The sequence below is a fragment of the Actinobacillus porcitonsillarum genome (assembly GCF_003101015.1).
In the GTDB taxonomy this organism is placed as follows: Bacteria; Pseudomonadota; Gammaproteobacteria; order Enterobacterales; family Pasteurellaceae; genus Haemophilus_A; species Haemophilus_A porcitonsillarum.
Map to the genome: position 1 here is coordinate 1354275 of NZ_CP029206.1, position 26075 is coordinate 1380349.

A 26075-nucleotide genomic window follows, 5' to 3' on the forward strand; every position below is an offset into this window, starting at 1 on the left:
TCCAATAATACCTTTATACCTACCGCACTTATCAGCATCGTTTCAAGGGAAAACTACGCCAAATGGTGCTTGCTGAAATGAAAGTAAAACCAAATCATTACTTTACTGTTAATGAATTAACGGAACTTGTCCTTATTCGAGATAAACAAGACCCCATCATTCAACCGCAACATACTGTTTCAGTTCGTGGTGCATTGAAGCATTGGCTTAATAAAGGCGTAGTAGAACGAGTAGCATTAAAAGCAAATGATGTGCGGTGGAGATTGAAAATATAACTACATTGCCTTCAAACGCCAATAACACGTTTTCCCTTCTACCTTTTTCTCAACCAATGAATGTTTAACAAGATGGTTTAGTGTGCTATGCATTGTTTGTAAATGTAAGCGTGGCACACCGTTATCAATAGGCTGGTTATCTAATTTCAATGCTTGAAGGGTAATTTCATTCGTATGAAACCATTTTTCAGGTTGCTTTTTAAGGATATGCGCCACTAATTGACGTGGTGATGACTGAAAACGAACATTGCGAGATTTCTTACTTAATGAAAAATCTGAATCTCTTGCGTGATTTAGCGCAGTTCGATAGTCTAAAATTTTCTGATTTAACCCCTTTATCTTAGCTTCAAATTCAGCCCTTTCTTGTTCTGCAAGGGAAATTTCTTCAATCAATAACTTTTCTAACGCATTCATTTTTTCTTACCTTTAAATTACAATGAGATAAGAAAAATGTAGCAAAAACACTTAGTTAAATCTTTGTGCAACTGCTACATAATACCGATGTATATTGCAAATTCAACCGCTTGTTTTTCTAAGAAAGCAACGACCAAAACGCATGAATAATAGGCTCTTGCAATCGTTTATTTTGGACACAAACGCCTAATTCAAAGGGTAGAACCGGCGCAGGTAAGGTTAAATAAGAGACTTGATTTGCTACAGGGCTATGTTTTATAACAACATCAGGCAAAAGCGCTACGCCACAGCCTAAAGCAACCATAGGTACAATAGCTTCGTGTCCTGATACGGTGGCGTAAATTTTCGGCTCTTTAATTTTCTGTTGTTTAAACCACGCGTCTATTCTCTTCCGTGCAGGGCCTTCAACGGGCAAAATAAAAGGCATATTTTGCCAATCTATTGGATCTTGCTGAAGTAATTGTGTAGCAGCGCAAGCTACCCGAGGCACAATTAACGATAAGGTAATATCATCAATATGTTGGAAATTAATGTTATTTGGCAAAGTATCGGGCTTGCCCGCAAGAGAAATATCCGCTTGCATTGATTGCACTAAATGAACCGCTTGAGCTGGATCTCCTGTCATAAGTTTAATTTCGACCTTAGGGTAACGTTGGCGAAATTTTTCTAAAATGTTCGGCAAATGACTATAAGATGCCGTTACCGAACAAAATAGTCTCAATTCTCCCTCAAGCTCTCCTTTATTAGGCGAAAGCTGGCTTTGCAACTGTTGCCAATCAGCCCAGCTTTGTTTTGCAAATTCTAAGAATTTTTCGCCCGCTTCCGTAAGTTTAACCTGTCGATTATCTCGCATTAACAATGGCTGCCCAATTTCTTCTTCCACTCGCTGAATGTGTCGGGTAAGCGTTGAGGCACTCATATAGTTTTTTTCCGCAGTGCGAATAAAGCTACGAGTTTGCGTTAAATCTAAAAATAGTTTGAGGGATTGGAAGTCCATAGTTCTTTAAATTATAGCCCTTTAAATTATAGTTATGTTGTTTGTAACCATTCTGGTTTGATTTGAGCGAAATCCAATTCATTTACGCTTTTATAAAACCGAAGGACATGCGTTTCAGCTTGATTATAAGGGTGCCAATGCACAAAGTTTTCCTCATCTTGACTATAAAAAGCAATGATTGGCTTATTAAAGCCTGCTGCAATATGAACAATAGAAGTATCAGGCGAGATAACCATATCTGAATGTTTGATTAACTCAATAGTATGGAAAACGGTTTTTGTTTGCTCATAGACAAAAACATTCTTATATTGTTTTGCAAGCATTTGCATTTCGTCTATGACTTCCGGAAACGCAAGTAATACGATATTCATCGTATTACTACTTGTTAGATTATCTAACAACGCTTTCATTGATTTTTCATTGAAACGCCTTGCTGAACCAGCACCAAAAAAATTAACGGCGATGTAATGCTCCAGTTGTTTTATCTTTAAAAATTGCGCAATATCTTCACCACTTTTTTGATCAGATGGAATATCGTAATGGGTTGAAATATTTTTAAATCCAATAGCGATTAGCGCTTCGTGATAAATATCCCTAAAATGGTTATTTTCAGCTTTTATGTTGATATTAAATAAGGCATAGTTTTCTTTTTTATAGCCAACATAATTTTTAGCTTTAATAAGACGTAAAAAGAGTAAATCTCTATTTCTTAGAGTTGTTGTAGGATCGATCACAAAATCAAAAGACTCTTTGGTAAGCTGTCTTCCACATCGAATATAATCTTTAATGTTTTTTGTTTTAACGAAATAGCACTTATCAATATAAGGATTTTTCTCAAAAAGATAGGCATTTTTATAAGAACAAACCACCGCAATTTCGGTATCTGGAGACTGTTTTTTTATCTCTCTAAATACAAACGAACTCACAATATAGTCTCCAATTTTTCCATCATGACGAAGAAATAATACTTTTTTAGGCGGAAATGAAACATTTACAAGCGGTTGCTTTTTATCAAGAATTTGCTTGCCAATTGCTAAGCGAATATTTCTAAGAAACTGTTTGATTTTTTTTACCATTTGGTGAACGTTACCTTATTGTGAATATCTAAGTACACATTTTATCTAAATTGTACTGAAAATTTTTGATTCTTCAAGTTGAGTAAGATAGTATTCGGCTTATTAGTGAGGTTATAAATGAAAAAGTTTATTGCAACTCTTTGCTCTCAACGAGTTCAGAGAAAAGAAATTGAATTAAGAACGCTAAAGTCGATTTTATTTAAGCCGATTGGTCATGCCGTAGGGGATAGCATTGTTCATTTGATGCATATCATGCAAATCAAAAATGCTTTTCCTCAAGCTAAAATTGGTGTGTTTGTAACGGAAAGAAATCGAGCTATCTACGAAAATGCAGATATTGTGGATGAACTTATTGAAGATCATTTCTCGGGCTATCTTAGTCAAAGAGGTAAATGGGAACTCTATTTGGATTTTTTTCCCTCTTTTACAACAAAAAGTATTATTTTAGACGCAATTTTAAAGCCCAAATATGTCATAAACTTCGGTAAAAGAGACAAAAAACATTACAATTTAGCCACAGTAAAAAATTATGACTATGCGGTAGAAGTTCCTGAGCTTACTCATTTTAAAGAGTATTTAATGTACTCTCCTTTGGCTTCTTATTTATCTCCTGTTGCAAATTATTATTTAAAAATCTCTAATGAAGCAAAAGAGAAAGTAACCAAATTTTGGAAAAATACTAATACAGTTAAGATTTTATTAAATCCTCAAGGAAGTACTCGCTTTCTGCCGGCGGAAGAATTAGCTTCATTATTAGAAAATGTTAAATATGCTCATGTTGAGTATTTAATGACAAACACTGCGGGCAGTGAAGCTTACTTTGCAAAATTACCTCAACTCGACAATCTACATCTTGCACCTAAGACATCTTTATTTGAATATTTTGCTTTAATTGATTCAGCGGATATTGTTGTTGCTGTCGATGGTGGCGGTGTTCATATTGCTTGTGCGTGTGGCAAACCGCTTTTAGCTTTTTATTCAAATAATGAACAGACATTACATAAATGGGCGCCATCTCCAAAAGAAAAGGTAAATTGTTTAACCCTTATCGGAAAACATGAAGCGAGTGATAATAATGGTACAACCGGATTTAATATGACTAAAGCAGCAGAATGGCTAAATGATGAAATATTGAATATTACCGAACAATAAAAAACCTCCGCTCTGCGGAGGTTTTTTATAATTATTATTTTGTGCTTGGAATGCTGAAGCGTTTGTTGAAGCGTTCAACACGACCACCAGTATCAACAACACGTTGTTTACCAGTATAGAATGGGTGGCAGTTACCACACACATCAAGGTTTAAGTTTTTACCCACTGTTGAGCGAGTTTTGATTACGTTACCGCATGAACATGTTGCAGTAATTTCTGTATATTCTGGGTGAATACCTTTTTTCATTGGGGAACCTCATAAGAAGCCATATCGCTGCTTATCTTGTTTCATCACGAACCGCTGATAAGTACCATATGTAATTAATAAAAATGTTAAACATCTGTTTAACGCCTAAAAGAGTGCGTATTTTAGGCTAAATGATTTCAGAGATCAATAGCTAATTTATGTGAATAAGATCACAAAATGAAAGGAAGTTTTTGAGTTTTACTTCAAACTTGATTACAATCACGAACAATCAAAAACAATCTAAGAAAAGTCAATTGACGGGAGAACACTATGGCAGAACGTAAAGTTTTGGCAAACGCAATTCGCGTATTAAGTATGGATGCTGTTCAAAAAGCAAATTCAGGTCACCCTGGTGCGCCAATGGGAATGGCGGATATTGCAGAAGTATTATGGCGTGATTTTCTAAAACACAATCCAACCAATCCTAAATGGGCAGATCGCGACCGTTTTGTATTATCAAATGGTCATGGTTCTATGCTTATTTATAGCTTATTGCATTTAACGGGCTATGATTTATCGATTGAAGATTTAAAACAATTCCGTCAGTTACATTCAAAAACGCCAGGGCACCCAGAATATGGTTATGCGCCAGGCGTGGAAACAACGACAGGTCCTTTAGGTCAAGGCATTACCAATGCAGTTGGTATGGCAATTGCAGAAAAAACATTAGCAGCACAATTTAACCGTGAAGGACATGAAATTGTCGATCACTATACCTACGCATTTTTAGGTGACGGCTGTTTAATGGAAGGCGTCTCACATGAGGCTTGTTCATTAGCGGGAACATTAGGTTTAGGCAAATTAATCGCATTCTACGATGACAATAATATTTCAATTGATGGTCACGTTGATGGTTGGTTTAGTGATGACACCGCACAACGCTTTGAAGCTTATGGCTGGCAAGTTATTCGTAATGTAGATGGACATGATGCAGAGCAAGTTAAATTTGCGATTGAAAATGCACAAGCAGAAAAAGAGCGTCCAACATTAATTATTTGTAAAACCATTATCGGCTACGGCTCACCAAATAAATGCAACTCTCACGATTGCCACGGTGCACCATTAGGTGATGCAGAAATTGCCGCTGCACGTGAATTCTTAAAATGGGAACACGCTCCATTTGTTATTCCTTCTGAAGTCTATGCAGAATGGGATGCTAAAGCAAAAGGTGCAGTGGTTGAAAAAGAATGGAATGCAAAATTTGCAGCATATGAAGCCGCTTACCCTGAATTAGCTGCAGAATTTAAACGCCGTATGGCTGGCGACTTACCGGCAAATTGGGCGACAGAGAGCCAAGCGTTTATTGAAAAATTACAAGCAAATCCGGCCGCTATTGCAAGCCGTAAAGCGTCACAAAATGCAATCGAAGCTTATGCACATATCTTACCGGAATTCTTAGGTGGTTCAGCAGACTTAGCAAGTTCTAACTTGACATTATGGTCTGGCTCTAAACCAATCCGTGCTGATCATAATGTTGATGGTAACTACATCAACTACGGTGTGCGTGAATTCGGTATGTCTGCTATTATGAACGGTATCGCATTGCATGGTGGTTTCATCCCTTACGGTGCAACATTCTTAATGTTCTATGAATATGCGCATAATGCGGTACGTATGGCTGCATTAATGAAACAACGTTCATTATTTGTTTATACTCACGACTCAATCGGCTTAGGCGAAGATGGTCCAACACATCAACCGGTAGAACAAACAGCTTCATTACGCTATATTCCAAATTTAGAAACTTGGAGACCGTGTGACCAAGTTGAATCTGCGGTGGCGTGGAAAGCAGCAGTTGAACGTAAAGATGGCCCGAGTGCGTTAATCTTTACCCGCCAAAACTTAGCGCAACAAGAGCGTAATGCAGAAAAATTAGCAAATATTGCTAAAGGCGGTTATATTTTACGTGATTGTTGCGAAAAAGGTGATTGCCCGGATTTAATTCTCATTGCGACAGGTTCAGAAGTTGAATTAGCAATGAAAGCGGCAGACGTGCTTGCAGCTGAAGGCACAAAAGTACGTGTTGTTTCTATGCCAAGTACGAACGTATTTGATAAACAAGATGCTGCATATCGTGAAGCTGTATTGCCAAGCAATGTAACAAAACGTGTTGCTATTGAAGCACAGCTTTCCGACTTTTGGTACAAATATGTTGGTTTTGAAGGTCGCATTGTAGGTATGAATACCTTTGGTGAATCAGCACCGGCAGGTGAGTTATTTAAACTCTTTGGCTTTACCGTTGAAAATGTGGTAGCAAAAGCGAAAGAGATTTTATAATTAAATAGTGACAAATGATTTAAAGGATAACACCGAGCTTTTAGGCTCGGTGTTTTTTATCAGATACTTTCTTTTTATAGTTCTTGTTCAATAATATAATATATTAGTTCTATAAAAGTATATGTAGGGGCGCCATGCTGGCACCTGTTTTATCGTGTTCTAAACATTTGCTATATAATGTTGAAAAAAATAGCGATATTTAACCGCTATTTCTATATCTTAAATATTAAAGTGAATTAAAGAAAATCACTAAAATAATCACAGGGATAACAAATTTCACATAATTAAACCAAATGGTTGTAAGTGTTTTGCCTGCACCTAACTCATCTTTTGCTTCATCTTTTAAGACAAAGCCAACAAAAATTGCGCTTCCTAATGCCGTAAGAATAAATAGGATATTTCCACTAATATAGTCAAAGGCATCAAAAATACTTTTACCCATAATAGTAACGTCTTTCCAATGATTATCGCCTAATACAGAAGGGATATTTCCTAAAATAAAGATCGCACCTAATGTTAAAGCAATGGCTTTCTTACGTCCCATTTTGGTTTTTTCTTGCAGTGAAGTAATGATTACTTCATAAATTGTGAGTGAAGTCGTTAATGCTGCCACCACTAATAAAGAGAAGAAAATAATCGCAAAAATGGTTCCGCCCCACATATTTGAGAATACGATAGGCAAACTTTGGAACACAAGCGTTGGACCAGAGTTTGGCGGTACACCAAAGCTAAATAATGAAGGGAAAATCATAAAACCAGCTAATACCGCAATTAAAGTATTCATAATACCTGTGATTGTGGCCGTTTTAACTAAATTTTCATTTTTATCTAAATAGCTAGATAAAGTAATCAATACCCCAAATCCAAGGCTTAATGCAAAGAATACTTGTCCTAAAACAAAAACAAATAATTGTGGGGTAATTTTTGAAAAATCAGGCATTAAATAAAATGCAATACCTTCTGCTGCTCCTGGAAGAGTGACATTACGCACAACCATAACGAGCAAGAACACAAAGAGTAGAGGCATCAGGTATTTTACCGAGCGCTCAATACCATCAACAATACCTTTGGCTAGAATGAAGTAATTGACTAAAACAAATAAAGCGGTATAGGCAATAATCGTCCATGGAGATTCATGAATATGTGTTTTGAAGAAGTTAGCCGTTGTTTCTACATTAACAGGCGTAGAAAGATCTAACTGTCCAATAATCAAACTTCCAATATAGTTAAGCACCCAGCCACCCAGCACCATGTAATAGGCTAAAATACCAAAAGCACCAAGTAATCCCATATAACCAAGTGTTTTCCAAGCGGTCGGAATTTTTTTACCATTTGCTTTTCCGGCAAAGGCATCAATTGCATTCACTTTCATACGGCGACCAATGACATTTTCAACTAAAATCATTGGGATACCGATCACAATCATCGCGACACAAAAAAGGAAAACATAGGCACCTCCGCCGTTTTCCCCAACCAAATAAGGGAAACGCCAAGTAGCACCGAAACCGACAGTTGCACCTGCAACAGTCATTATATAAGCTAAACGGCTGGACCACGACTGGCGTTCGGATTGATTAGACATTTAATTTCTCCAAAAGATCAAATTATATAAGTATAACGGAGTATGAATAAAATTGCTATGATAAGATGTGTATAGTAAATACTATAATTTTAAGTTTAAAATTTGTTTTTGTACGTTAAAATAGCTTAGTTAGAAAAAGATTATTCGTATTTGATAAATGATGTAGGAGGAAAAATGTCTGAACCGATACGTTTAACACAGTTTAGTCATGGTGCTGGTTGAGGCTGTAAAATTTCTCCTAAGGTGTTAGGGACCATTTTACAAAGCCAATTAGAAAAATTTATTGATCCTAATTTATTAGTTGGTAACGAAACGGCTGATGATGCAGCGGTTTATGATATTGGTAATGGCATTGGCATTATTAGTACAACGGATTTCTTCATGCCAATTGTAGATGATCCGTTTGATTTTGGTCGTATTGCCGCAACAAATGCGATTAGTGATATTTTTGCGATGGGAGGAAAACCGATTATGGCTATTGCTATTCTTGGCTTCCCTGTTAATAAACTTCCGGCTGAAGTGGCGCAACAAATTGTAGAAGGTGGTCGAGCCGCTTGTGCAACAGCAGGTATTGCATTAGCCGGTGGACATTCTATTGATTCTCCAGAACCTATTTTTGGGCTAGCTGTAACAGGCGTTATTTCAACGGAAAAAATTAAGAAGAATGCTTCTGCTCATGCAGGTTGTGAGTTATTTTTAACAAAGCCGTTAGGAATAGGAGTTCTAACAACGGCAGAAAAACGAGGTATTTTGAAGCCGGAACATCAAAATTTGGCACGGGATGCAATGTGTCAAATGAATTTGATCGGTGCTGAATTTTCTCAATTAGAGGAAGTTACGGCAATGACAGATGTGACAGGTTTTGGATTACTTGGGCATTTGAGTGAGATTTGTCAAGGTTCAAATGTTAGGGCTGTGATAAATTCTGATGATATTCAAACGTTAGAAGGTACAAAGGATTATATTGCTTTAGGGGCGGTACCTGGTGGTACTCAACGAAATTATGAGAGCTATGGGCATCTGATTTCACCTTTAACCGATGAGCAAAAAGCGGTTTTATGCGATCCTCAAACTTCAGGTGGCTTATTGGTTGCAGTAGAGCCGCAAGCGGTTGAAAAAATTATGCAGATTGCAAGTCAAATGAATGTGCCACTATTTCGTGTTGGAAAGCTATTAGCAAAAGATGATAATAGTCCATTGATTGAAGTAAAATAAAAAAATCGCTAGAAGTGATTTCTAGCGATTTTTTATTTTTATTGTGCAGGTTTTGGTTCTGGTTTCATTTCAGGATTTTGAGCAGGTAATTGCTCTGGTTTAGGTTGTGGTGCAGGCTCATATTTTTTCACGAGCTCTGCTTCAATTGCTTTACCTTCATGAGCAATTTTATCTAATTTTGCTTGTAGATCTCCAAAAGCTTTATGCGCTTCTGGTGTTGGATTCTGTGCTACTTTTTCTGCTTCAACCATCATTTGAGCACCTAATGATAATGCTTCAAGTGATTTCTCTTTTAATGCTTTTACTTGCTCATCAGTAATATTTAATGAAGTTGCACTTTGTTTGATTACTTCAATTTGAGCTAATAATGCTTTACTCATAGCTTCTTGAGCAACTTTTGGATCTTTAGCTTTATCACCTAATTTTTCCATTTCATTTTTAATGGCATCATTGATTGAACGCTCTTGAGCGTGTTGCCATTCACGGAATGCTTTATAATCTTGAGCGCCGGTATCAACTTTAACAGCCTCAGCTTTTTGTTCTGTTTTTACGTTTTGAGCAGGCTTGTCCGCTGCTTTATCACAAGCGGTTAAAAAAATGCTTAGTAATGCAACGGCACCGATTTTTGTCAATTTAGTCATTTGTTATCCTCTATAAAAAATGGTTAGAGTATATCTCTAACCATTTACTCATTATATCATGAGATTATTTATCGCCGAATGTTTGTTGTAATTCAGCTTGTAATTTTTGTAACTCACCACCTTGTGAAAGAAGTTGTTGAGTTTTTGCTTTTAATGATTCTTGAGCTTCTGCTGTTGGGTTTGCCATTACTTTTACAGAATCAGCAACGATAGTATTTGATAATCCAAGAACTTCTTTTGTTTTTTCTTTAAACGTTTTCACTAATGCATTTTTTACTTCAACTGCATCTAAGCTTTTAATGGTGTCTTCAACAGTTTTGGTAAACTCAGTTAATGCAGTCTCAATTTGTTTTGGATCTTGGCTTGCTAATTTCTCTTGAAGCGTTTTTTGTGCCGCATTAGCAATTTGCTCTTGTGTTTTATTCCAATCTAAGATTTTTTTGAAATCTGCTTTACCTTGAGCTAACTCTTCCGCACTTAGCTGTGTAACAGGCGCAGTTGTTTCTGCTTTTTGTGCTTCCGTAGCTGGTTGTGTCGCTGGTGTAGTTTCAGCAGGTTTAGCCGCTTCAGCTGGCTTATTTGCTGGTTTATCACAAGCGGTTAAAAATAATGCAAATAATGCTGTTGCGCTGATTTTAGTAAATTTAGTCATTTAAGTTTTCCTTTAAAATGAATGATAAACCTCGAAAGAGGGCTAATATATTGTACTCTTATAGACCCTGACTTAAAATAATTGTTCCGTAAAGTCTTGTATATTTCGTAAAGTTTAGGTTTTTTTCTGATGTTTTTCTAGACTACGGTGGCGTATTTGGACTTTTTTCCCTTTAGCTGAAAAATATTTGGCTAATTGTTCCGCAACAAATACGGAGCGATGTTTGCCTCCTGTACAACCAATAGCTATTGTTAGATAACTACGGTTATTTTGTTCTAGCTGAGGGAGCCACATTTCTAAATAGTTTCGAGTATGGTAAATAAATTGATGAACTTCTGTTTGTCTTTCAAGAAAATCAATTACCGGTTGCTCTAATCCTGTCATAGGACGTAGTTCAGGATTCCAATGAGGATTGGGGAGAAAACGTACATCAAAAACATAATCTGCATCTGCCGGCAATCCGTATTTAAAGCCAAAAGATTCAAACACGATATTGAGTTCTTTCTCCTTTGAACCTTGCAATAATGAGCGTAATTGTTCCGCTAACTCATGAGAAGAGAGATTAGTGGTATCAATAATATGATTTGATTGTTGGATAAGTGGCTCAAGTAATTTATCTTCTAAATCAATCGCACTTTCTAATGAAAGATCTTGAGTTGAAAGAGGGTGTAAGCGACGAGAATCACTATATCGGCGAATAAGAGCGCTTCGATCACAATCAAGAAAGATTAATTTCGTGTTGATGTGAGCTAATTTAGCAAAAAGTTCATCAAGGACTTTAGAGTCTTGAGGCAAATTTCGGACATCTAAACTCACAACAGCAGAATGTTTTGATGATGCTAAATATTCAGCTAGCTGTGGAATTAAAGGAAGGGGAATATTATCAACGCAATAGTAGCCCACGTCTTCTAGTGCTCGTAAAGCTACAGATTTTCCTGAGCCCGAACGCCCACTAATAATGATAAGTTCCATATTGGTTCCTTAGTCAATTTCTTCGTTTTCTTGTTTATCGGTATATTCCAATATTTGCCAAATTTCATCAGCAGATTGAGCCGCTCTTAATTGTTTAGCTAAATTTTTATCATTTAGTTTATGTACGATGGCTTGAAACATCTCTTTATATTGTGCGCAAGTTCCTTCAGGAAAAAGTAATGCGTAAACTAAATCAACTTCTTTATTATCGTTTACTTCATAATCAATTGGCTGTTCTAATTTAAGAAAAATAGCAGTGGGTTTTGCTTCTATTTCCGGACTAATAGCCAGTTTAGCATGCGGAAGAGCAATGCCATTATTGATGTAAGTACACCCTAATTTTTCTCTTTTAAATAGATTACTAAAGCATTCTACTGGACATACATTATCATGATACTGCTTTTGGAAAGCATCAGAAGCTATTTTCCCGATAAATTCAAGAAGACGTTTTTTACTTGAAATTACAACATCATGATGGATATTTTCAGGACTTAGAAATTGTGTTAATACCATGAGATTACCATAATGTATATTTAGAGTTTAAACTGTTCGCCTAAGTATACTTCTTTTACTTTAGGATTATTTAGCACTTCAGAAGGCGTACCTGTTGCAATCATTTCGCCACTACCAACAATATATGCTCGTTCACAAACATCTAACGTTTCACGTACGTTATGATCAGTAATTAACACACCTAAACCACGCTCTTTTAGATTAACGATAATTTTCTTGATATCAATAACAGAAATAGGATCTACGCCGGCAAATGGTTCATCTAATAAAATAAATTGTGGATTAGCCGCTAAAGCGCGAGCAATTTCAACACGACGGCGCTCACCGCCGGAAAGTGATTGTCCTAAACTATCGCGAATATGCTCAATATGAAATTCTGCAATTAGTTCGTCTGCGCGCGCTTTACGTTCTTTATCATTTAGATCTTTTCGTACTTGAAGTACAGCCATTAGATTATCATAAACACTTAATCGTCTGAAAATCGAAGCTTCTTGTGGCAGATAGCCAATGCCTTGTTTCGCACGATCATGCATAGGTAATACACTGATATCTTCATTATCAATACGAATAGTGCCGTTATCATGTCGAACTAATCCGACAACCATGTAGAATGTTGTTGTTTTACCCGCACCATTTGGACCGAGTAAACCAACAATTTCTCCGGTTTTTACATGCAAGCTTACATCTTTAACTACTTTACGGTTTTTGTAGCTTTTTGCTAAATGTTCTGCGTAGAGAGTTGCCATGCGTTACCTATTTTTTCTTTTTATCGTTTAATTGATTTGGAATTAATACTGTTTTAACGCGTGATTTACCACCACTGGTTGCTTTAAGCTGTTGTTTTTTAACATCATAAGTAATGCGTTCAGCTTTAATATAACTATCTAATTGTTTTAATTCAGCATTGCCAATAAGCGTTAAAAATTCACTATTGAGATCATAATGCACGCTGTTTCCTTTGCCGTTTACAGGTTTTCCATCATCTAAGGTTTGTTGGAATGTAACGGGCGCACCGGTAGCATCAATCGTTTCTTTTTTACCTTCTTGGCGAACAATGGTAACTTTGCTCGCATTGACTTTAATAGACCCTTGTGTAATCACAACACCATCACTGAAAATCACGGTATTTGTATTCATATCAAGAGATTGACTACCTGAATCAATGTTGATCGGTTGGTCCGTATCACTTTTTAATGCGTGAGCAGAGAGACTAACGCCGAGTAAAGTCGTTAAAATCGCAGATTTGATGATTAATTTCATTGGATATCCTTTGAGGTTGAATCTGTTTTATTTTGTTCGTTTGTTTCTTTGATAACCGTAGGTTCAATATAGCTTTTGACATCTTTCAGTAAGGTTGCGACTTGCTGCTTGAGGTTGCCTTTAAGACCAGTACCTGTTGTGGTAAATCCTAAGCCTGTCGATTTCACAACACTTTCTGTGGAGATATCTTGAGTATTTAAATCTACCATCAGTTTATCGGTTTCAATTTTTTGCAAACGTGATGTCGGATCTAGAGCTTGAAGCTTAACGTTACCGACTAAATTGAGTATTTTTTCTTTAGTAATTTCTGCATGATCCGCACTTAATTTCCACTGTTTTAAGGCGGTCACTTTATCAAATAAATTGACAAAAGGGTTAAAGAATTCTGTTCTCTCACTATTTTCATAATGCTTGATTTCATCTGCTTCAGCATAGTATTGGGGCTTACCTTGGATATCAAATACGGAAGTGGACATTCTATTCCCTGTATAATCGGGCGTTCCATCCTTTTTAATCAGCTGTCCCAATGCTGCATTTTCTGGTTCTTGTTGGCTGATATACCAACCTCCAAGCACGGCAGCGATGAATAGTAAGATAAAATTTAAACGAAAGTTCATATAAAAAGTTACCTATAAAACCAATTCATAATCATATCACAGTTTTGATAGGGATTGAGTAGGTTAGTTCATTTTGGTGTGTAAAATTTTGGTAGAAAAAAACCGCTTGTAGAGCATATTGCTGTGCAAGCGGTTTACTTTTTCTTATTTTTTACGATTAGCCAGTATTACGCATACCTGCTGCAATACCTGCAATGGTAATCATAAGTGCTTGTTCTAGTTGCGGATCCGGATTTTCACCTTGCGCACGTAAGCGAGCTAGTAATTCTACTTGAAGTAGGTTAAGCGGATCGGTATAAACATTACGTAACGCAATAGAGTCAGCAATCCAAGGTAAATCGCCCATTAACTGCCCATCGTGTGAAAGTGCGAGGATCGTATTGATGTCTTCACTTAATTGTTTACGTAGCGCTTTACCTAAACGATGAAGTTCCAGTGCAACTAAGCGTTGGTCGTAGTATTCGGCTAAATTGAGATCAGCTTTAGAGAATACCATTTCTAACATACCAATACGAGTTGAGAAGAATGGCCATTCTTTACTCATCTCTTTTAAAGTTGCCTCGTTACCTTGTTCAATCAATTGGCGAAGCGCAGCACCGGCACCTAACCAAGCCGGTAACATTAAGCGGTTCTGCATCCAAGCGAAGATCCAAGGAATTGCACGTAAACTTTCCACACCGCCATTCGGATTACGTTTAGCCGGGCGTGAACCAAGTGGTAATTTCGCTAATTCTTGCTCTGGCGTTGCTGCTCGGAAGTAAGGCACGAAATCCGGTTCCCCTCGAACAACACCACGATAAATCTCACAAGAGATTTCTGCGCCTTTACCCATTACATCACGCCAGCTTTGTTTTGGTTCCGGTGGTGGTAATAAATTCGCTTCTAAAATCGCACTTGCGTATAAGTTGAAGGTATCCACAGCCACTGCCGGTAAACCTAATTTAAAGCGGATCATTTCCCCTTGTTCCGTTACACGTAAGCCCGATTTGAGAGAGCGAGGTGGCTGAGAAAGGAGCGCTGCGTGAGCCGGTGCGCCGCCACGACCAACCGTACCACCGCGACCGTGGAATAGCACAAGTTCAATATTATATTTTTCAGCTAAGTTTACTAATGCTTCTTGTGAGCGGTATTGTGCCCAAGAGGCTGCAAGCATACCGGCATCTTTCGCAGAGTCTGAATAGCCGATCATGACCATTTGATAGTTGTTAATGACACCACGGTACCAACCGATATTAAATAAATCGGTCATCACTTTTTCACTATGATCTAAGTCATCAAGCGTTTCAAAGAGTGGGGCAACCGGAATAGTATATTTGCAACCTGCTTCTTTGAGTAATAAATGTACCGCCAATACATCGGAGGCTTCACGAGCCATAGAGATGACGTAGGCAGAAATAACACCTTCAGGTTGTTCAGCAATCACTTTACAGGTATCTAAAATCTCTTGTGTTTCAGCACTTGGCGTCCAGTTTGTCGGGATAAGTGGACGGCGTGAGCTTAATTCACGAACTAAGAACGCCTGTTTATCATCTTCAGTCCAGTGAGAGTAGTCGCCTAAACCAATATAACGAGTAATTTCCGCAATTGCCATTTCGTGGCGGGTACTTTCTTGGCGAATATCTAAACGAGATAAACTTAATCCAAAGCAACGAATACGGCGTAAACAATCTAATAAGCCACCGTTAGCGATAATACGCATGCCGCAAGCGTGAAGTGATTTATAACTATCAAAAAGCGGTTCCCAAAGTTCATTATCGTTGCTGATAATTTCGCTTGGTTCAATGGTAATTTGTTTGCCTTCTAATAATTCGCCAAAATAAGCCAATGTTTTTTGGAGTTTGCTTCTTAACCCTTTAACCACTGTACGATAAGGTTCAACATGATCGCCATATTTTGCACGATATTCCGGCGTACATTGGGTAATAGAAAGTTCTTCAGCTAAATCGCTAATATCTTTAAGGAAAAGCTCCGCCGCTTTCCAACGGTTCATCCATAGCACTTTACGGGTAACTTCAGCCGTTACAAACGGGTTGCCATCTCGGTCACCGCCCATCCAAGAAGAGAGACGAACAGGGGCTAATTCTACGTTGTATTGCACCCCAAAATGTTTTTCTAATTGGAAGTTAATTTCACGGCAAAAATCAGGAACTGCTTTCCAGAGGCTGTTTTCAATAATAGCCATTCCCCATTTTGCTTCATCAATCGGTGTCGGACGAGCGACACGAATTTCATTTGTGTGCCAAGCCAATGCAATAAGCTGCATTAAACGGCGTTGAATACGATAAGTTTCTGGTGGCGTTAAATCATCATGTTCTAATTTTTCTAAACATTTATTGATTTCAACATGTTTATGCACTAATGAACGGCGAGTTACTTCTGTTGGGTGCGCAGTTAAAACTAACTCAATCAGAAGTTTGTTAATGGTTTGGATAACAGTTTCAACCGGCGTGTTTTGTGCTTTTAAGCGAGCAAACAGTGCGCCTAATGAGCGATTTCCCAATGTTTCATCATAATCGTGGCGGGAAATTGTCTGATATTGTTCTGCAATGTTGGTTAGGTTTAAGAATTGGCTAAATGCACGTGCAACCGGCAATACATTTTCAGTAGAAATGTTAGCTAATTTATTTAATAGCTGCTCACGAGCTTGTATATCTCCCGCTCGTGATTTTTTCGAGAGAATTCGGATACTCTCAATCAGTTCTAAAATCTCATTTCCTTGAGTTTCTTTGATAGTTTCTCCTAAAAAATCGCCAAGCATATGAATATTTTGACGAAGGGCAGAGTATTGCTGATTCATGGCATTTTCCTATAAAAAGATTAAAATTAAACTATGTAGAGATATACCTAATTCGAGTAAAAATAGCAATACAGAATTTATTTAATTTTTGAAAAAAATGATAAAACGCAAGGAATTGTGAAAAATATGGAAATGGGGAGAGGGATTACTTTGAGATGCAATTTTGCCCCTCGCCCTGATTTTGCTTATGAACGAAGCAAAATCTTTCCCTCGCCCATGAGGGGCGAGGGGTGTTATATATATCGAACGTTACCAACTCCCACCGGCGCCACCGCCACCGGAAGAGCCTCCACCGAAACTGTCGCCACTGCCTCGGCTGCCGCCAAATCCTCCGGAACCGCCTCCAAAGCCTCCGCCGAATCCGCCACCAAAACCGCCATTTCGGCGAGAATTGATAATAACTCGACCTAGTTGTTCTGCTGCACTTGGACTGATATAGCGATCACTACCTCTAGGGCGGAAAATTAAGAAGATGACAATCCCCATCACAAGGAAGAAGAGTAACCCGTCAATATCTTCAAAGGCTTCTGTTTCAGTTTCACCGTAGCTGTCGTAGGCTGCGTACTCTCCATTTATTGCTGCCATAATTGCAGAAAGTCCGCTTGCAATCCCTTCGGCATAGCGATCCTGTTTAAAATAAGGTGTAATGTTATTGCGAATAATGCTTGAAGCAATAGCATCAGGTAACGCGCCTTCAATACCTCTTCCCGTTGCTATAAACAGTTTTCGATCATTTTTCGCAATCAATAAGAGAACACCATTATTTTCATTATTTTTGGTTTGTCCAATACCCCATTTATTAAATAGGTTGGTTGCATAGCTGGCAATGGCTTCACCTTCCGTAGAAGGAATAATGGCAACAATGATTTGTGAACTGGTTTTTGTTCGATTTGCAATTAAAGCATCTTCTAGCGTTCGCCATTCTTGCTGTGTTAATGTTTTAGTGTAATCGGTCACATAATAAAATGGATTTGGCGCAGCTGGGTATTTATCTGCAGCAAGCGCATTGATACTCATAAACGCAAATAACACGACAAACAAGCGGTTAAATAAATGTGTGATTTTACTTATCATTTGATCACAACCTCATTTGGAAGCTCATCAATATCATCGGTTTGGCGAGGAAAATGGATAGCCAATTGTGTTTCAACTTGTTTAATGCCTTCGCAAATACTTTTCGTGTATTCATTATGCTGACACTCTGTTTTTATCGCATCATAGACAGACTGCCAAAAAATCTGACCGACTTTCTCATGAATACCTTTATCGCCAATAATCGCTAAATGGTGTGGAACGAAAGAGAGATAGATCAAGACGCCATTTCGTTCAACGGTTTCACGCATGTTTAATTCATCAAACAGTTGTTCCGCTCGTTTAACGGCATTTAAACCTGATTTATTTTTTCGTTCAACGACCACGCGTAGTTCGGCTGATGTTCGTTGCTCTAAATGTGAAATTGCCTGTTCGATTTGAGTAGTATCGACAGGCAATTTTCTTGAAAAAAAAGGAAAAATTTTCATACGCAAATCTCGATGAAAAAGTGGAGAGAGTAAACTCTCTCCAACTTTAATTAGTTAAAATTTACGGTCGGTGCTTTTTCTGCCCCAGCTTCAGCTTTAAATTGAGGTTTTGCTTTAAAGCCCATAATCATTGCGGCAATTTTAGTTGGCATTTCACGTACTTGTTTATTGTATTCTTTTACTGCCGCATTAAAGTTATTACGTTCAGTATTGATACGATTTTCAGTACCTTCTAATTGCGCTTGTAAGTTTAAGAACGCTTCGTGCGCTTTTAATTCAGGATATTTTTCCACAGAAACTAATAAACGAGAGAGCGAAGAATTTACACCTTGTTGTGCTTCTTGGAATTTCGCCATATCTTCTTCGGTAGCTGTTTTCGGATCAAGAGTAATCGCTGTGGCTTTTGCTCGCGCATCAATCACTGCTGTTAAGGTTTCTTTTTCAAAATTTGCTTGACCTTTTACGGTGTTCACTAAGTTAGGAATTAAATCTGCACGACGTTGGTAAGCCGATTCGACATTACCCCAAACAGAGTTAATATCTTCTTCAGCACGCATTAAATCATTATATTTGGTTAATGAATAACCGCCGAGTGCAATGATTGCAATCAATAAAATGCCTAAAATCTTTTTCATTCTAAAATCCTATTAAGGTTGGTTAAAAATAAATCGGGGTGAATTTTATAAAATTCGCCCCTTGGAAGCGAGAAAAATTACAAAGTATTACAATTACTTAAGCGGTACTTTTGACAATAATTGTGTTAAAAGTTCCCAATAAATTTGTACGGCTGGAATGTGTACTTTTTCATCTGGAGAATGTGCATTACGAATGGTTGGCCCAATCGAGACTAGATCCATATTGGGATAAACTTTCTTGATTAAACCGCACTCAAGTCCTGCGTGAATTACTTTTATTTGGGCTTCATAACCTAAAATCTGGTCATAAACCTCTTTTGTAATTTGCGTAATTGCTGAATGAGCGTCAGGTTCCCAGCCAGGGTAGTTGCCTGAAAATTCTGCTTTTGCACCAACTAATTGTGCCAGCGAATTAATTTTTGCTCGTACTTCTGCTTTACCGCCTTCAATGAGAGAACGAGATAAAATCGTGCTGACTAATTGGGCATTTTTAGTTTCTAACACGCCAATGCTTAGCGAAGTTTCAACCACATTTTTAATCGTATCACTGTTACGAATAACGCCGTTAGGTAACACATTTAGGAAATGAAGACTTTTTTCTGTTGAAGCGATATCAAAAATTTGTGTCGGATTTTCTGTTGTCTCCACTAATAGTGTTAAATTTGGTTCGGCTAATTTCAGTTCCGCTTTTAATTGCTGCCCTAATTGCTCAATGTAAGCGGTTAATTTTTCGAGATCTTTTGCAACAATGACAGCATAAGCTTCACGAGGAATGGCATTTCGTACCGAACCACCGGCTATTTCCGCAAGTTGGAATGGGGTATTTTGTAAAGTCTCCGCTAAAATACGGGCAAGCAATTTAATCGCATTGACTCGGTTAGTATGAATATCACAGCCAGAATGACCGCCTTGTAATCCTTTTAACGTCACTTTGAGTGCTTGAGCAAACGGATTTGAGGCATATTCCAGAGGAAGTTCTATATTTACATTTTCGCCACCGGCACAGCCAATATAAATTTCGCCATTATCTTCGGTATCTGTGTTGATCATAATCGGTGCGGTAAGCCAATTTGGACGCAAGCCGATGGCACCTTCCATTCCCACTTCTTCGCTCATGGTTAAAAGGACTTCAATTTCAGGATGAGCCAAATCCTCGGCATCTAAAACCGCAAGACAAGAGGCTAAGCCGATCCCATTATCAGCACCTAATGTTGTCCCTTTGGCTTTTACCCAATCGCCATCAATATAAGGCTGAATTGGATCTTGAGTAAAATCATGTTGAGTGCCTGCATTTGCTTGCGGAACCATATCTAAGTGAGCTTGTAAGGCTATGGTTTGGCGATGTTCCATGCCTTGAGTAGCTGGTTTACGAATTAAAATATTGCCGGCTTCATCTCGTTCTACAAAAAAAGACTTGCTTTTAGCCCAATCTGTAATGAAATTGGCAAGGGCTTCTTCATGATAAGATGGATGAGGAATGGCACAAATTTTATCAAACCATTGCCATAATGATGTAGGAGTTAGCGTAGAAATGTCTGACATATCAACCTCGAAATAATGGAAAGCGGTTTCTTTTTTGTCCTTTTTTGCAAAATTTGAACGGAAGATTACCGCTTGTAATAAGAATTGAGTGAAATAATAGCACGAAAGTAATTTTTAGGTTAGAATAGCGTAATTTTTTTATTCGGTGGATTCAGTTCGCCGATTTTTTATATTCTTAGGATTAAATTATGAGCGAAAAATACACAAATGAAAAATATGTGGTAACGTGGGATATGTTCCATATGCACGCCCGCAAATTAGCAGAACGTTTATTACCTGCATCACAATGGAAAGGCATTATTGCGGTAAGTCGTGGGGGCTTATTCCCGGCAGCAGTATTAGCGCGTGAATTAGGTATTCGTCACGTTGAAACAGTATGTATCGCAAGTTATGATCACGATTCTCAAGGCGAATTAAATGTATTACATGCTGCTGATGTGGCTAATGGTGGCGAAGGTTTTATCGTGGTAGATGACCTTGTCGATACAGGTAATACGGCACGTGAAATTCGTAGAATGTATCCAAATGCGAAATTTGTGACGGTATTTGCAAAACCGGCGGGTGCGCCATTAGTGGATGATTATGTGATTGATATTCCTCAAGAAACATGGATTGAACAACCATGGGATTTAGGTATCGTCTTTGTTCCACCTATTGCGAAAAGATAATTCAGAGAATGGGTAATGAAATGATTTCGTTACCCATTTTTCCATTTTATGATGTAAAAAAGGATGGTTTATCGTGAGTTTAGGTAATCTTTATATTCTTTCCGCACCAAGTGGTGCAGGAAAATCTTCGTTAATCAATGCATTATTAGCAGATTTACCTCGTAGTGAAGTTCAGCTTTCTATTTCACATACAACAAGAAATCCTCGTCCGGCAGAAGAAGAGGGCGTTCATTACTATTTTACGAATCATGCTGAATTTGAAGCATTGATTGAAAAAGGACACTTTTTAGAATGGGCGGAAGTTTTTGGTAATTACTATGGGACTTCCTTACCGATGATCGAACGCTCGTTAGAACAGGGCGTTGATGTTTTCTTAGATATTGATTGGCAAGGTGCAAGACAAATTCGTGAAAAAGTGCCGAATGTAAAAACAATCTTTATTTTACCGCCTTCTCGAGAAGAGTTGGAAAGACGCTTAATTGGGCGAGGTCAAGATTCTGCTGAAACAATTGCTAAACGAATGGCAGAAGCGGAGTCTGAAATGAGTCATTACAATGAATTTGATTATGTGATTGTTAATGATGATTTCCAAACTGCTTTAAGTGAACTAAAATCCATTTTAACTGCCGAACGCTTAAAATTAGATGCTCAAGCGATCCGTCATAAACAGTTAATCACGAAATTATTAAATCAGTAAATTTTAGGAAAGAAAAGCACATGAAACTTTCAAAAATTGCCTTTAGTGTTGTTTTAGGGCTTGCTGTTTCAGCATGTTCTTCAACCAATATGAGCCAAGATGGCACAATAGAACAAGCTAAAGAAACTTACCAACAATATGAAGATGTGACAAAACAATTTTCCATCAATGAACAATGGTGGAGAGGTTACAACGATGCACAATTAAATGCATTAGTCGATCAAGCGATCCAAAATAACTTAGATCTTGCAAAAAGTGCTATTGCTGTCAATAAAGCGCTTTACAATGCAAATCTTGTTGGTGCTAATTTAGTGCCGACTTTTAGTGGTTCAGGTTCTACATCGGCCTCAAAAGGTGTAGGTTCTACTTCTAATAATGTTTCAACAGGTGTTTCAACGATCAGTAACACAGCAAGTTTCAACTTAAGTTATACCATTGATTTATGGAAACGCTTAGCGGATACGGCAAGTGCAGCGGAATGGGAACATAAAGCAACCATTGAAGATTTAAAATCAACACGTTTATCATTAATCAACTCTGTGGTTGCAACCTATTATCAAATTGCTTACTACCGTGATGCGATTGCTGTAACAGAGAAAACCATTAAGAACTACGAAGAAATTAGCCGAATTTTACGTAATAAATTGGCGGCAGGTGCGATTGATAGTTTAGCGGTTGAACAAGCGCAACAATCAACTTTAAATGCGCGTAATAGTGTGGTTGCTCTTCGTGCAAATTTGAATACTGCTGAAAAAACAATGCGTAATCTGCTTAATTTGAAACCAAATCAACCGATTGCAGCACGTTACCCAAGCATTTTAAGTGTGAAATTGCAAGGTGTAGATACGAATGTTCCGGTTTCTGCAATTGCAAACCGTCCTGATGTGACTGCAAGACTACAACGTTTACAAAGTGCATTTAAAACATTAACTGCAACAGAGAAAAGTTGGTTCCCAACTTTAACTTTAGGTGCATCACTTTCAAGTAAAGCCGAAAAGATGGGGGATAATCCAGTAGGCAGTGGTGTATTCTCATTTGACTTACCTTTCCTTGACTGGAATCGTGTACAAAATAATGTGAAAATTTCAGAAACGGATTATGTGACTGCTCGTATGAATTACGAACAAACCATTACAAGTGCGTTAAACGAAATTGACAACTACTATTATGCGTATAAGCAATCTCGTAGTAGTTTAGATCTTTTACAACAAACATACGAAAAAGATAAGAAAATTAGTGCATACTATAAAAATCGCTACAATCAAGGGGTTTCAGAATTCCGTGAATGGATAAGTGCGATGAATACTGAGCTAAATTCACAACTTTCGATTTTAAATCAAAAATACACAATTTTGACGAATGAGAATTTAGTTTATCAAGCGATGGCGGGTAAATATAAACGCTAAAAATAACCCCATACACATAATGTATGGGGTTTGTTTTATCACTTTTCTTTTGCAGCTTGTTCGGCAGCTTTTTTACGGCGGATTTCTTTAGGATCGGCAAGAAGAGGGCGGTAAATCTCAATACGATCACCATTTTCAACCATATCCGTTAATTTGGCAGGACGGCTAAAAACACCAATTTTGTTTTCTCTTAAGTCAATTTCTGTATATTTTTCTAAAATCCCAGATTTTAAAATGACATTTTGTATCGAAGTGCTTTCATCTAATTCGATCTTTTTTAGAAAAAAACGATTTGGGTAAGCATAAGCAACTTCCACGATAATTTTTTCTGACATACATTCCTCTTACGATTAAGCGATCTTATTTTACGTGAGTTTTACAAGGTTATAAAGAAACGCTTTTAATTTGAAGATAGACTTCTAATCCTGTTCTAATGGCAAGCTCATCAAAAGCCCAAGTACTAATGGTTGCCCAAATGATTTGCCCTTCAACATCAACAGCAACCTGTACTTGCTGGGTGTTATCTTCCCAGGCGGAAACTTTGCCTTTTAAAATATTGCGAATAGAGCTGTATTGTGGCGGTGTTAATGTAATAGAGACATCAGTACTGTTGATCGTAAGGCGAATCTTCTGATCAAATTGGTGGCGAGCAAGTTGATTAACCCATAATGATTGCCCGTTTAAGTCCAATTCAAGCATATGGTAAGTGGTTTGGATCGATTTTATCGGCAATTCTAATAAACTGAGTCGATATTGCTCAGGAAGCCACTGTGCAAATGCAGGGTGTTGCCAAACATTTTTCACTTGATCAAAAACGACAACTTTCCCTTGTTCGATAAGAATGAGATGATCTGCTAAGCGAATGATCTCATCTAAGCTATGTGTCACATATAAAATCGGAATGTCGAGTTTATTAGAAAGTTGATCTAAGTAATCCAGTAATTCTTGTTTACGAGGGCGGTCTAAGGCTGAAAGAGGTTCATCCATTAACAATAATTCGGGGTTACTCAATAACGCTCGACCAATCGCCACTCGTTGCTTCTCACCGCCGGATAAGCTGATAGGGAAGCGGTCAAGTAAAGCCCCAATGCCTAAGAGCTCAACAATTTGCGAAAAATAGTGAGGATCAAACCGCTTGCAGCCGTATTTCAGGTTTTTTTCTACGGAATAGTGTGGAAATAAACGTGGTTCTTGGAAGACATAGCCGATGTTCCGTTTTTCAGGCGGTAGATTTGTTTTACCATCAAATAAAGTACGTTGATTTAACGAAATCAACCCTTTTTGCGGCGTAGAAAGTCCGGCAACTAAATTGATAAGACTTGATTTCCCCGCACCGGAACGACCAAAAATAGCGGTAACACCTTGAGTTGGGATGTTTAAATCCAACTGAAGTTGTAAATGTCCAAGTTGTTGGCTTGCATTGAGTTTAAGCATATGAAATCTTGAGCAAAAAGTGGATAAAACATTATAATGCGTTTTTCACTAAAATAGACGATAAAAAGTAATAAAGAAGGAATAAAATGGCTAGAGTAGATAATTATGAACAACGTTTTGGCGGCATTGGTCGCCTTTATACACCTGAAGGATTAGCGATATTACGTCGTTCTCATATTTGTGTTATTGGTATTGGTGGCGTGGGGTCGTGGGCGGTAGAAGCGCTTGCTCGTTCCGGAATTGGTAAAATTACTATGATTGATATGGATGATATTTGTGTAACCAATATCAATCGCCAAATTCATGCAATGAGCGGAACGGTCGCACAGCTAAAAACGGAAGCGATGAAGGAACGTATAGAGAAGATCAATCCGGAATGCCAAGTTGAAATTATTGATGATTTTATTACACCAGAAAATATTCCTGAATATTTGAATCGAGGCTATGACTATGTGATTGATGCCATTGATTCGGTAAGAACGAAAGCTGCTTTAATTGCTTATTGTAAACGTCATAAAATTAAACTGATTACCACTGGTGGAGCAGGGGGGCAGACTGATCCAACACAGATTCAAATTACCGATTTAAGCAAGACAATTCAAGATCCTCTAGCTTCAAAAGTTCGCTCGCTATTACGTAAAGAGTATAACTTTAGCCAAAATCCGAAGCGTAAATTTGGTGTTGATTGTGTTTTTTCAACACAGCCGCTGATTTTCCCCAAAATGGGAGAAGGATGTGAGATTTCTGCAACGATGAATTGTGCTAATGGATTTGGTGCGGTAACGATGGTAACCGCAACTTTTGGCTTTTTTGCAGTAAGCCGAGTGATTGATAAACTGTTGAAATAGTATATTTTTAATGTCATTCTAGTAGTTAGGTATTCCCTAGAAGCCGTTGATCTTTTAAGCGCATCAGCATACAATGCCCAAAATAAACCGTGGAGGGGATAACGATGTTACTAAAAGAAAAAGGGTATGATGAATTCTTAGCAGAGCAAATTAACCGAGGGAATGAAGATATTAAAGCTGGGCGAGTTATTACATTAGAAGAGGCTAAAACTCGTTGGCAACGCACTATTGAGAAAAAAGCATTAGAGCTTGCAGAAATTGAAGAAAATCAGCATGGAGCTATTTATGGCTAAGTTGCTGCTTTCTCAACTTGCAGTAGAAAATATCGATGAAATTTTAAATAATGTTTATGAATTTACTGGCTTTCCCTCATCTGCACAAAATTTGTTAAATGAATTTAATAAAACATTGGACTTAATCGCCTTTATGCCAAATGCAATCGGGCGATTAAGAGAAGATGGCGATCGTGAAGCCTTTTGTCGAGCTTATCGTATTGTGTATAGACAAACGGGGCAAGATGAAATCACGGTTGTAACTATTATTCACTCTCGCCGTTTATATCCACGCCCATACTAACCTATTCTTGCAAGCCGTTTATACGGCTTTTTGTTAAAAGCTTCTGTACATTTCCAATCACT

At 37.8% G+C, this 26075-nt stretch carries 28 protein-coding genes and 1 pseudogene; 10 read left to right on the forward strand and 19 right to left on the reverse strand.

Annotation, left to right across the window (positions count from 1 at the left end; genetic code table 11):
• Positions 1 to 11: 11 nt before the first annotated feature.
• Positions 12 to 275: pseudogene (locus DDU33_RS06620) on the forward strand (DNA repair protein); the annotation flags it as partial.
• On the opposite strand, the gene DDU33_RS06625 reads toward DDU33_RS06620, so the two are convergent.
• The 3 genes from DDU33_RS06625 to DDU33_RS06635 all read right to left on the reverse strand — a co-directional run bounded on the left by DDU33_RS06625 (position 276) and on the right by DDU33_RS06635 (position 2762).
• Complete coding sequence (locus tag DDU33_RS06625; protein ID WP_103852807.1) at positions 276 to 689, reverse strand: transcriptional regulator; 414 nt, start codon at positions 687 to 689, stop codon at positions 276 to 278.
• A 118-nt stretch (positions 690 to 807) separates the two neighbouring features.
• Complete coding sequence (ilvY, locus tag DDU33_RS06630) at positions 808 to 1686, reverse strand: HTH-type transcriptional activator IlvY (protein ID WP_108923917.1); 879 nt, start codon at positions 1684 to 1686, stop codon at positions 808 to 810.
• Positions 1687 to 1718: 32 nt separating this feature from the next.
• Positions 1719 to 2762, reverse strand: coding sequence for a glycosyltransferase family 9 protein (locus DDU33_RS06635; RefSeq protein ID WP_108923919.1), 1044 nt, complete (start codon positions 2760 to 2762; stop codon positions 1719 to 1721).
• A 117-nt stretch (positions 2763 to 2879) separates the two neighbouring features.
• On the opposite strand from DDU33_RS06635, the gene DDU33_RS06640 reads away from it, so the two are divergent.
• Positions 2880 to 3914 (forward strand): glycosyltransferase family 9 protein, encoded by a 1035-nt coding sequence (locus tag DDU33_RS06640; RefSeq protein WP_108923921.1) that lies wholly within the window; start codon positions 2880 to 2882, stop codon positions 3912 to 3914.
• Positions 3915 to 3948: 34 nt separating this feature from the next.
• On the opposite strand, the gene rpmE is transcribed toward DDU33_RS06640, so the two are convergent.
• Positions 3949 to 4161: a 50S ribosomal protein L31 gene (gene rpmE, locus DDU33_RS06645; protein WP_005820477.1), complete on the reverse strand. Its 213-nt coding sequence runs from the start codon at positions 4159 to 4161 to the stop codon at positions 3949 to 3951.
• A 270-nt stretch (positions 4162 to 4431) separates the two neighbouring features.
• On the opposite strand from rpmE, the gene tkt reads away from it, so the two are divergent.
• Positions 4432 to 6438 (forward strand): transketolase, encoded by a 2007-nt coding sequence (gene tkt, locus DDU33_RS06650; RefSeq protein ID WP_108923924.1) that lies wholly within the window; start codon positions 4432 to 4434, stop codon positions 6436 to 6438.
• Positions 6439 to 6664: 226 nt separating this feature from the next.
• On the opposite strand, the gene DDU33_RS06655 is transcribed toward tkt, so the two are convergent.
• Positions 6665 to 8020, reverse strand: a complete 1356-nt coding sequence (locus DDU33_RS06655; protein WP_108923926.1) for a sodium-dependent transporter — start codon at positions 8018 to 8020, stop codon at positions 6665 to 6667.
• A 174-nt stretch (positions 8021 to 8194) separates the two neighbouring features.
• Between DDU33_RS06655 and selD the strand changes: the two genes are divergently transcribed.
• Positions 8195 to 9235, forward strand: a complete 1041-nt coding sequence (gene selD, locus DDU33_RS06660; RefSeq protein ID WP_108923928.1) for a selenide, water dikinase SelD — start codon at positions 8195 to 8197, stop codon at positions 9233 to 9235.
• Positions 9236 to 9273: 38 nt separating this feature from the next.
• Here selD and DDU33_RS06665 read toward each other — a convergent pair whose 3' ends face one another.
• The 12 genes from DDU33_RS06665 to DDU33_RS06720 all read right to left on the reverse strand — a co-directional run bounded on the left by DDU33_RS06665 (position 9274) and on the right by DDU33_RS06720 (position 20384).
• On the reverse strand, positions 9274 to 9876 hold the full coding sequence (locus DDU33_RS06665; protein ID WP_108923930.1) for a lipoprotein Hlp: 603 nt from the start codon (positions 9874 to 9876) through the stop codon (positions 9274 to 9276).
• A 64-nt stretch (positions 9877 to 9940) separates the two neighbouring features.
• Positions 9941 to 10528 carry a lipoprotein HlpB gene (locus DDU33_RS06670; protein WP_108923932.1) on the reverse strand — a complete coding sequence of 196 codons (588 nt, stop codon included), beginning with the start codon at positions 10526 to 10528 and terminating at the stop codon, positions 9941 to 9943.
• A 114-nt stretch (positions 10529 to 10642) separates the two neighbouring features.
• Entirely contained in the window at positions 10643 to 11500 is an 858-nt protein-coding gene (rapZ, locus tag DDU33_RS06675; protein WP_108923935.1) for an RNase adapter RapZ, read from the reverse strand.
• Positions 11501 to 11509: 9 nt separating this feature from the next.
• Positions 11510 to 12013 carry a PTS sugar transporter subunit IIA gene (locus DDU33_RS06680; RefSeq protein ID WP_005820490.1) on the reverse strand — a complete coding sequence of 168 codons (504 nt, stop codon included), beginning with the start codon at positions 12011 to 12013 and terminating at the stop codon, positions 11510 to 11512.
• Between the two features lie 20 nt (positions 12014 to 12033).
• Positions 12034 to 12759: an LPS export ABC transporter ATP-binding protein gene (lptB, locus tag DDU33_RS06685; RefSeq protein WP_005820492.1), complete on the reverse strand. Its 726-nt coding sequence runs from the start codon at positions 12757 to 12759 to the stop codon at positions 12034 to 12036.
• Between the two features lie 7 nt (positions 12760 to 12766).
• Positions 12767 to 13273, reverse strand: coding sequence for a lipopolysaccharide transport periplasmic protein LptA (gene lptA / locus DDU33_RS06690; protein WP_005820494.1), 507 nt, complete (start codon positions 13271 to 13273; stop codon positions 12767 to 12769).
• Positions 13270 to 13890 carry an LPS export ABC transporter periplasmic protein LptC gene (gene lptC, locus DDU33_RS06695; RefSeq protein WP_005820496.1) on the reverse strand — a complete coding sequence of 207 codons (621 nt, stop codon included), beginning with the start codon at positions 13888 to 13890 and terminating at the stop codon, positions 13270 to 13272. Before lptC ends, lptA begins: the two co-directional genes overlap by 4 nt.
• Before the next feature lie 157 nt (positions 13891 to 14047).
• Positions 14048 to 16687, reverse strand: a complete 2640-nt coding sequence (gene ppc / locus DDU33_RS06700; RefSeq protein WP_108923936.1) for a phosphoenolpyruvate carboxylase — start codon at positions 16685 to 16687, stop codon at positions 14048 to 14050.
• Positions 16688 to 16936: 249 nt separating this feature from the next.
• The gene (locus DDU33_RS06705) at positions 16937 to 17704 is read right to left on the reverse strand and encodes a TPM domain-containing protein (protein ID WP_420807414.1); all 768 of its coding nucleotides are present in this window, start codon (positions 17702 to 17704) and stop codon (positions 16937 to 16939) included.
• Positions 17705 to 17757: 53 nt separating this feature from the next.
• A complete protein-coding gene (locus DDU33_RS06710) occupies positions 17758 to 18207 on the reverse strand; it encodes a TPM domain-containing protein (protein ID WP_108923940.1) in 450 nt (149 codons plus the stop codon).
• 50 nt (positions 18208 to 18257) lie between these two features.
• Positions 18258 to 18842: a LemA family protein gene (locus DDU33_RS06715; protein WP_005820747.1), complete on the reverse strand. Its 585-nt coding sequence runs from the start codon at positions 18840 to 18842 to the stop codon at positions 18258 to 18260.
• Between the two features lie 93 nt (positions 18843 to 18935).
• Positions 18936 to 20384, reverse strand: coding sequence for an aminoacyl-histidine dipeptidase (locus DDU33_RS06720; RefSeq protein WP_108923942.1), 1449 nt, complete (start codon positions 20382 to 20384; stop codon positions 18936 to 18938).
• 188 nt (positions 20385 to 20572) lie between these two features.
• Between DDU33_RS06720 and gpt the strand changes: the two genes are divergently transcribed.
• From gpt to tdeA, 3 genes are all read left to right on the forward strand, one after another.
• A complete protein-coding gene (gpt, locus tag DDU33_RS06725; protein ID WP_005820751.1) occupies positions 20573 to 21052 on the forward strand; it encodes a xanthine phosphoribosyltransferase in 480 nt (159 codons plus the stop codon).
• A gap of 73 nt (positions 21053 to 21125) precedes the next feature.
• Entirely contained in the window at positions 21126 to 21749 is a 624-nt protein-coding gene (gene gmk, locus DDU33_RS06730; RefSeq protein WP_108923944.1) for a guanylate kinase, read from the forward strand.
• Positions 21750 to 21769: 20 nt separating this feature from the next.
• Positions 21770 to 23155 carry a toxin/drug exporter TdeA gene (tdeA, locus tag DDU33_RS06735; RefSeq protein ID WP_108923946.1) on the forward strand — a complete coding sequence of 462 codons (1386 nt, stop codon included), beginning with the start codon at positions 21770 to 21772 and terminating at the stop codon, positions 23153 to 23155.
• Positions 23156 to 23193: 38 nt separating this feature from the next.
• On the opposite strand, the gene DDU33_RS06740 is transcribed toward tdeA, so the two are convergent.
• Positions 23194 to 23490 (reverse strand): RnfH family protein, encoded by a 297-nt coding sequence (locus tag DDU33_RS06740; RefSeq protein WP_005820757.1) that lies wholly within the window; start codon positions 23488 to 23490, stop codon positions 23194 to 23196.
• 49 nt (positions 23491 to 23539) lie between these two features.
• Positions 23540 to 24589, reverse strand: coding sequence for a molybdenum ABC transporter ATP-binding protein ModC (gene modC / locus DDU33_RS06745; protein ID WP_108923948.1), 1050 nt, complete (start codon positions 24587 to 24589; stop codon positions 23540 to 23542).
• An 86-nt stretch (positions 24590 to 24675) separates the two neighbouring features.
• Here modC and tcdA point away from each other — a divergent pair, with 86 nt between their 5' ends.
• The 3 genes from tcdA (at position 24676) to DDU33_RS06760 (ending at position 26013) form a co-directional block, all read left to right on the forward strand.
• Positions 24676 to 25437, forward strand: coding sequence for a tRNA cyclic N6-threonylcarbamoyladenosine(37) synthase TcdA (gene tcdA, locus DDU33_RS06750; protein ID WP_108923950.1), 762 nt, complete (start codon positions 24676 to 24678; stop codon positions 25435 to 25437).
• 104 nt (positions 25438 to 25541) lie between these two features.
• Entirely contained in the window at positions 25542 to 25730 is a 189-nt protein-coding gene (locus tag DDU33_RS06755) for a hypothetical protein (RefSeq protein ID WP_005820763.1), read from the forward strand.
• Entirely contained in the window at positions 25723 to 26013 is a 291-nt protein-coding gene (locus tag DDU33_RS06760; RefSeq protein ID WP_108923952.1) for a type II toxin-antitoxin system RelE/ParE family toxin, read from the forward strand. Before DDU33_RS06755 ends, DDU33_RS06760 begins: the two co-directional genes overlap by 8 nt.
• Positions 26014 to 26075: the final 62 nt, after the last annotated feature.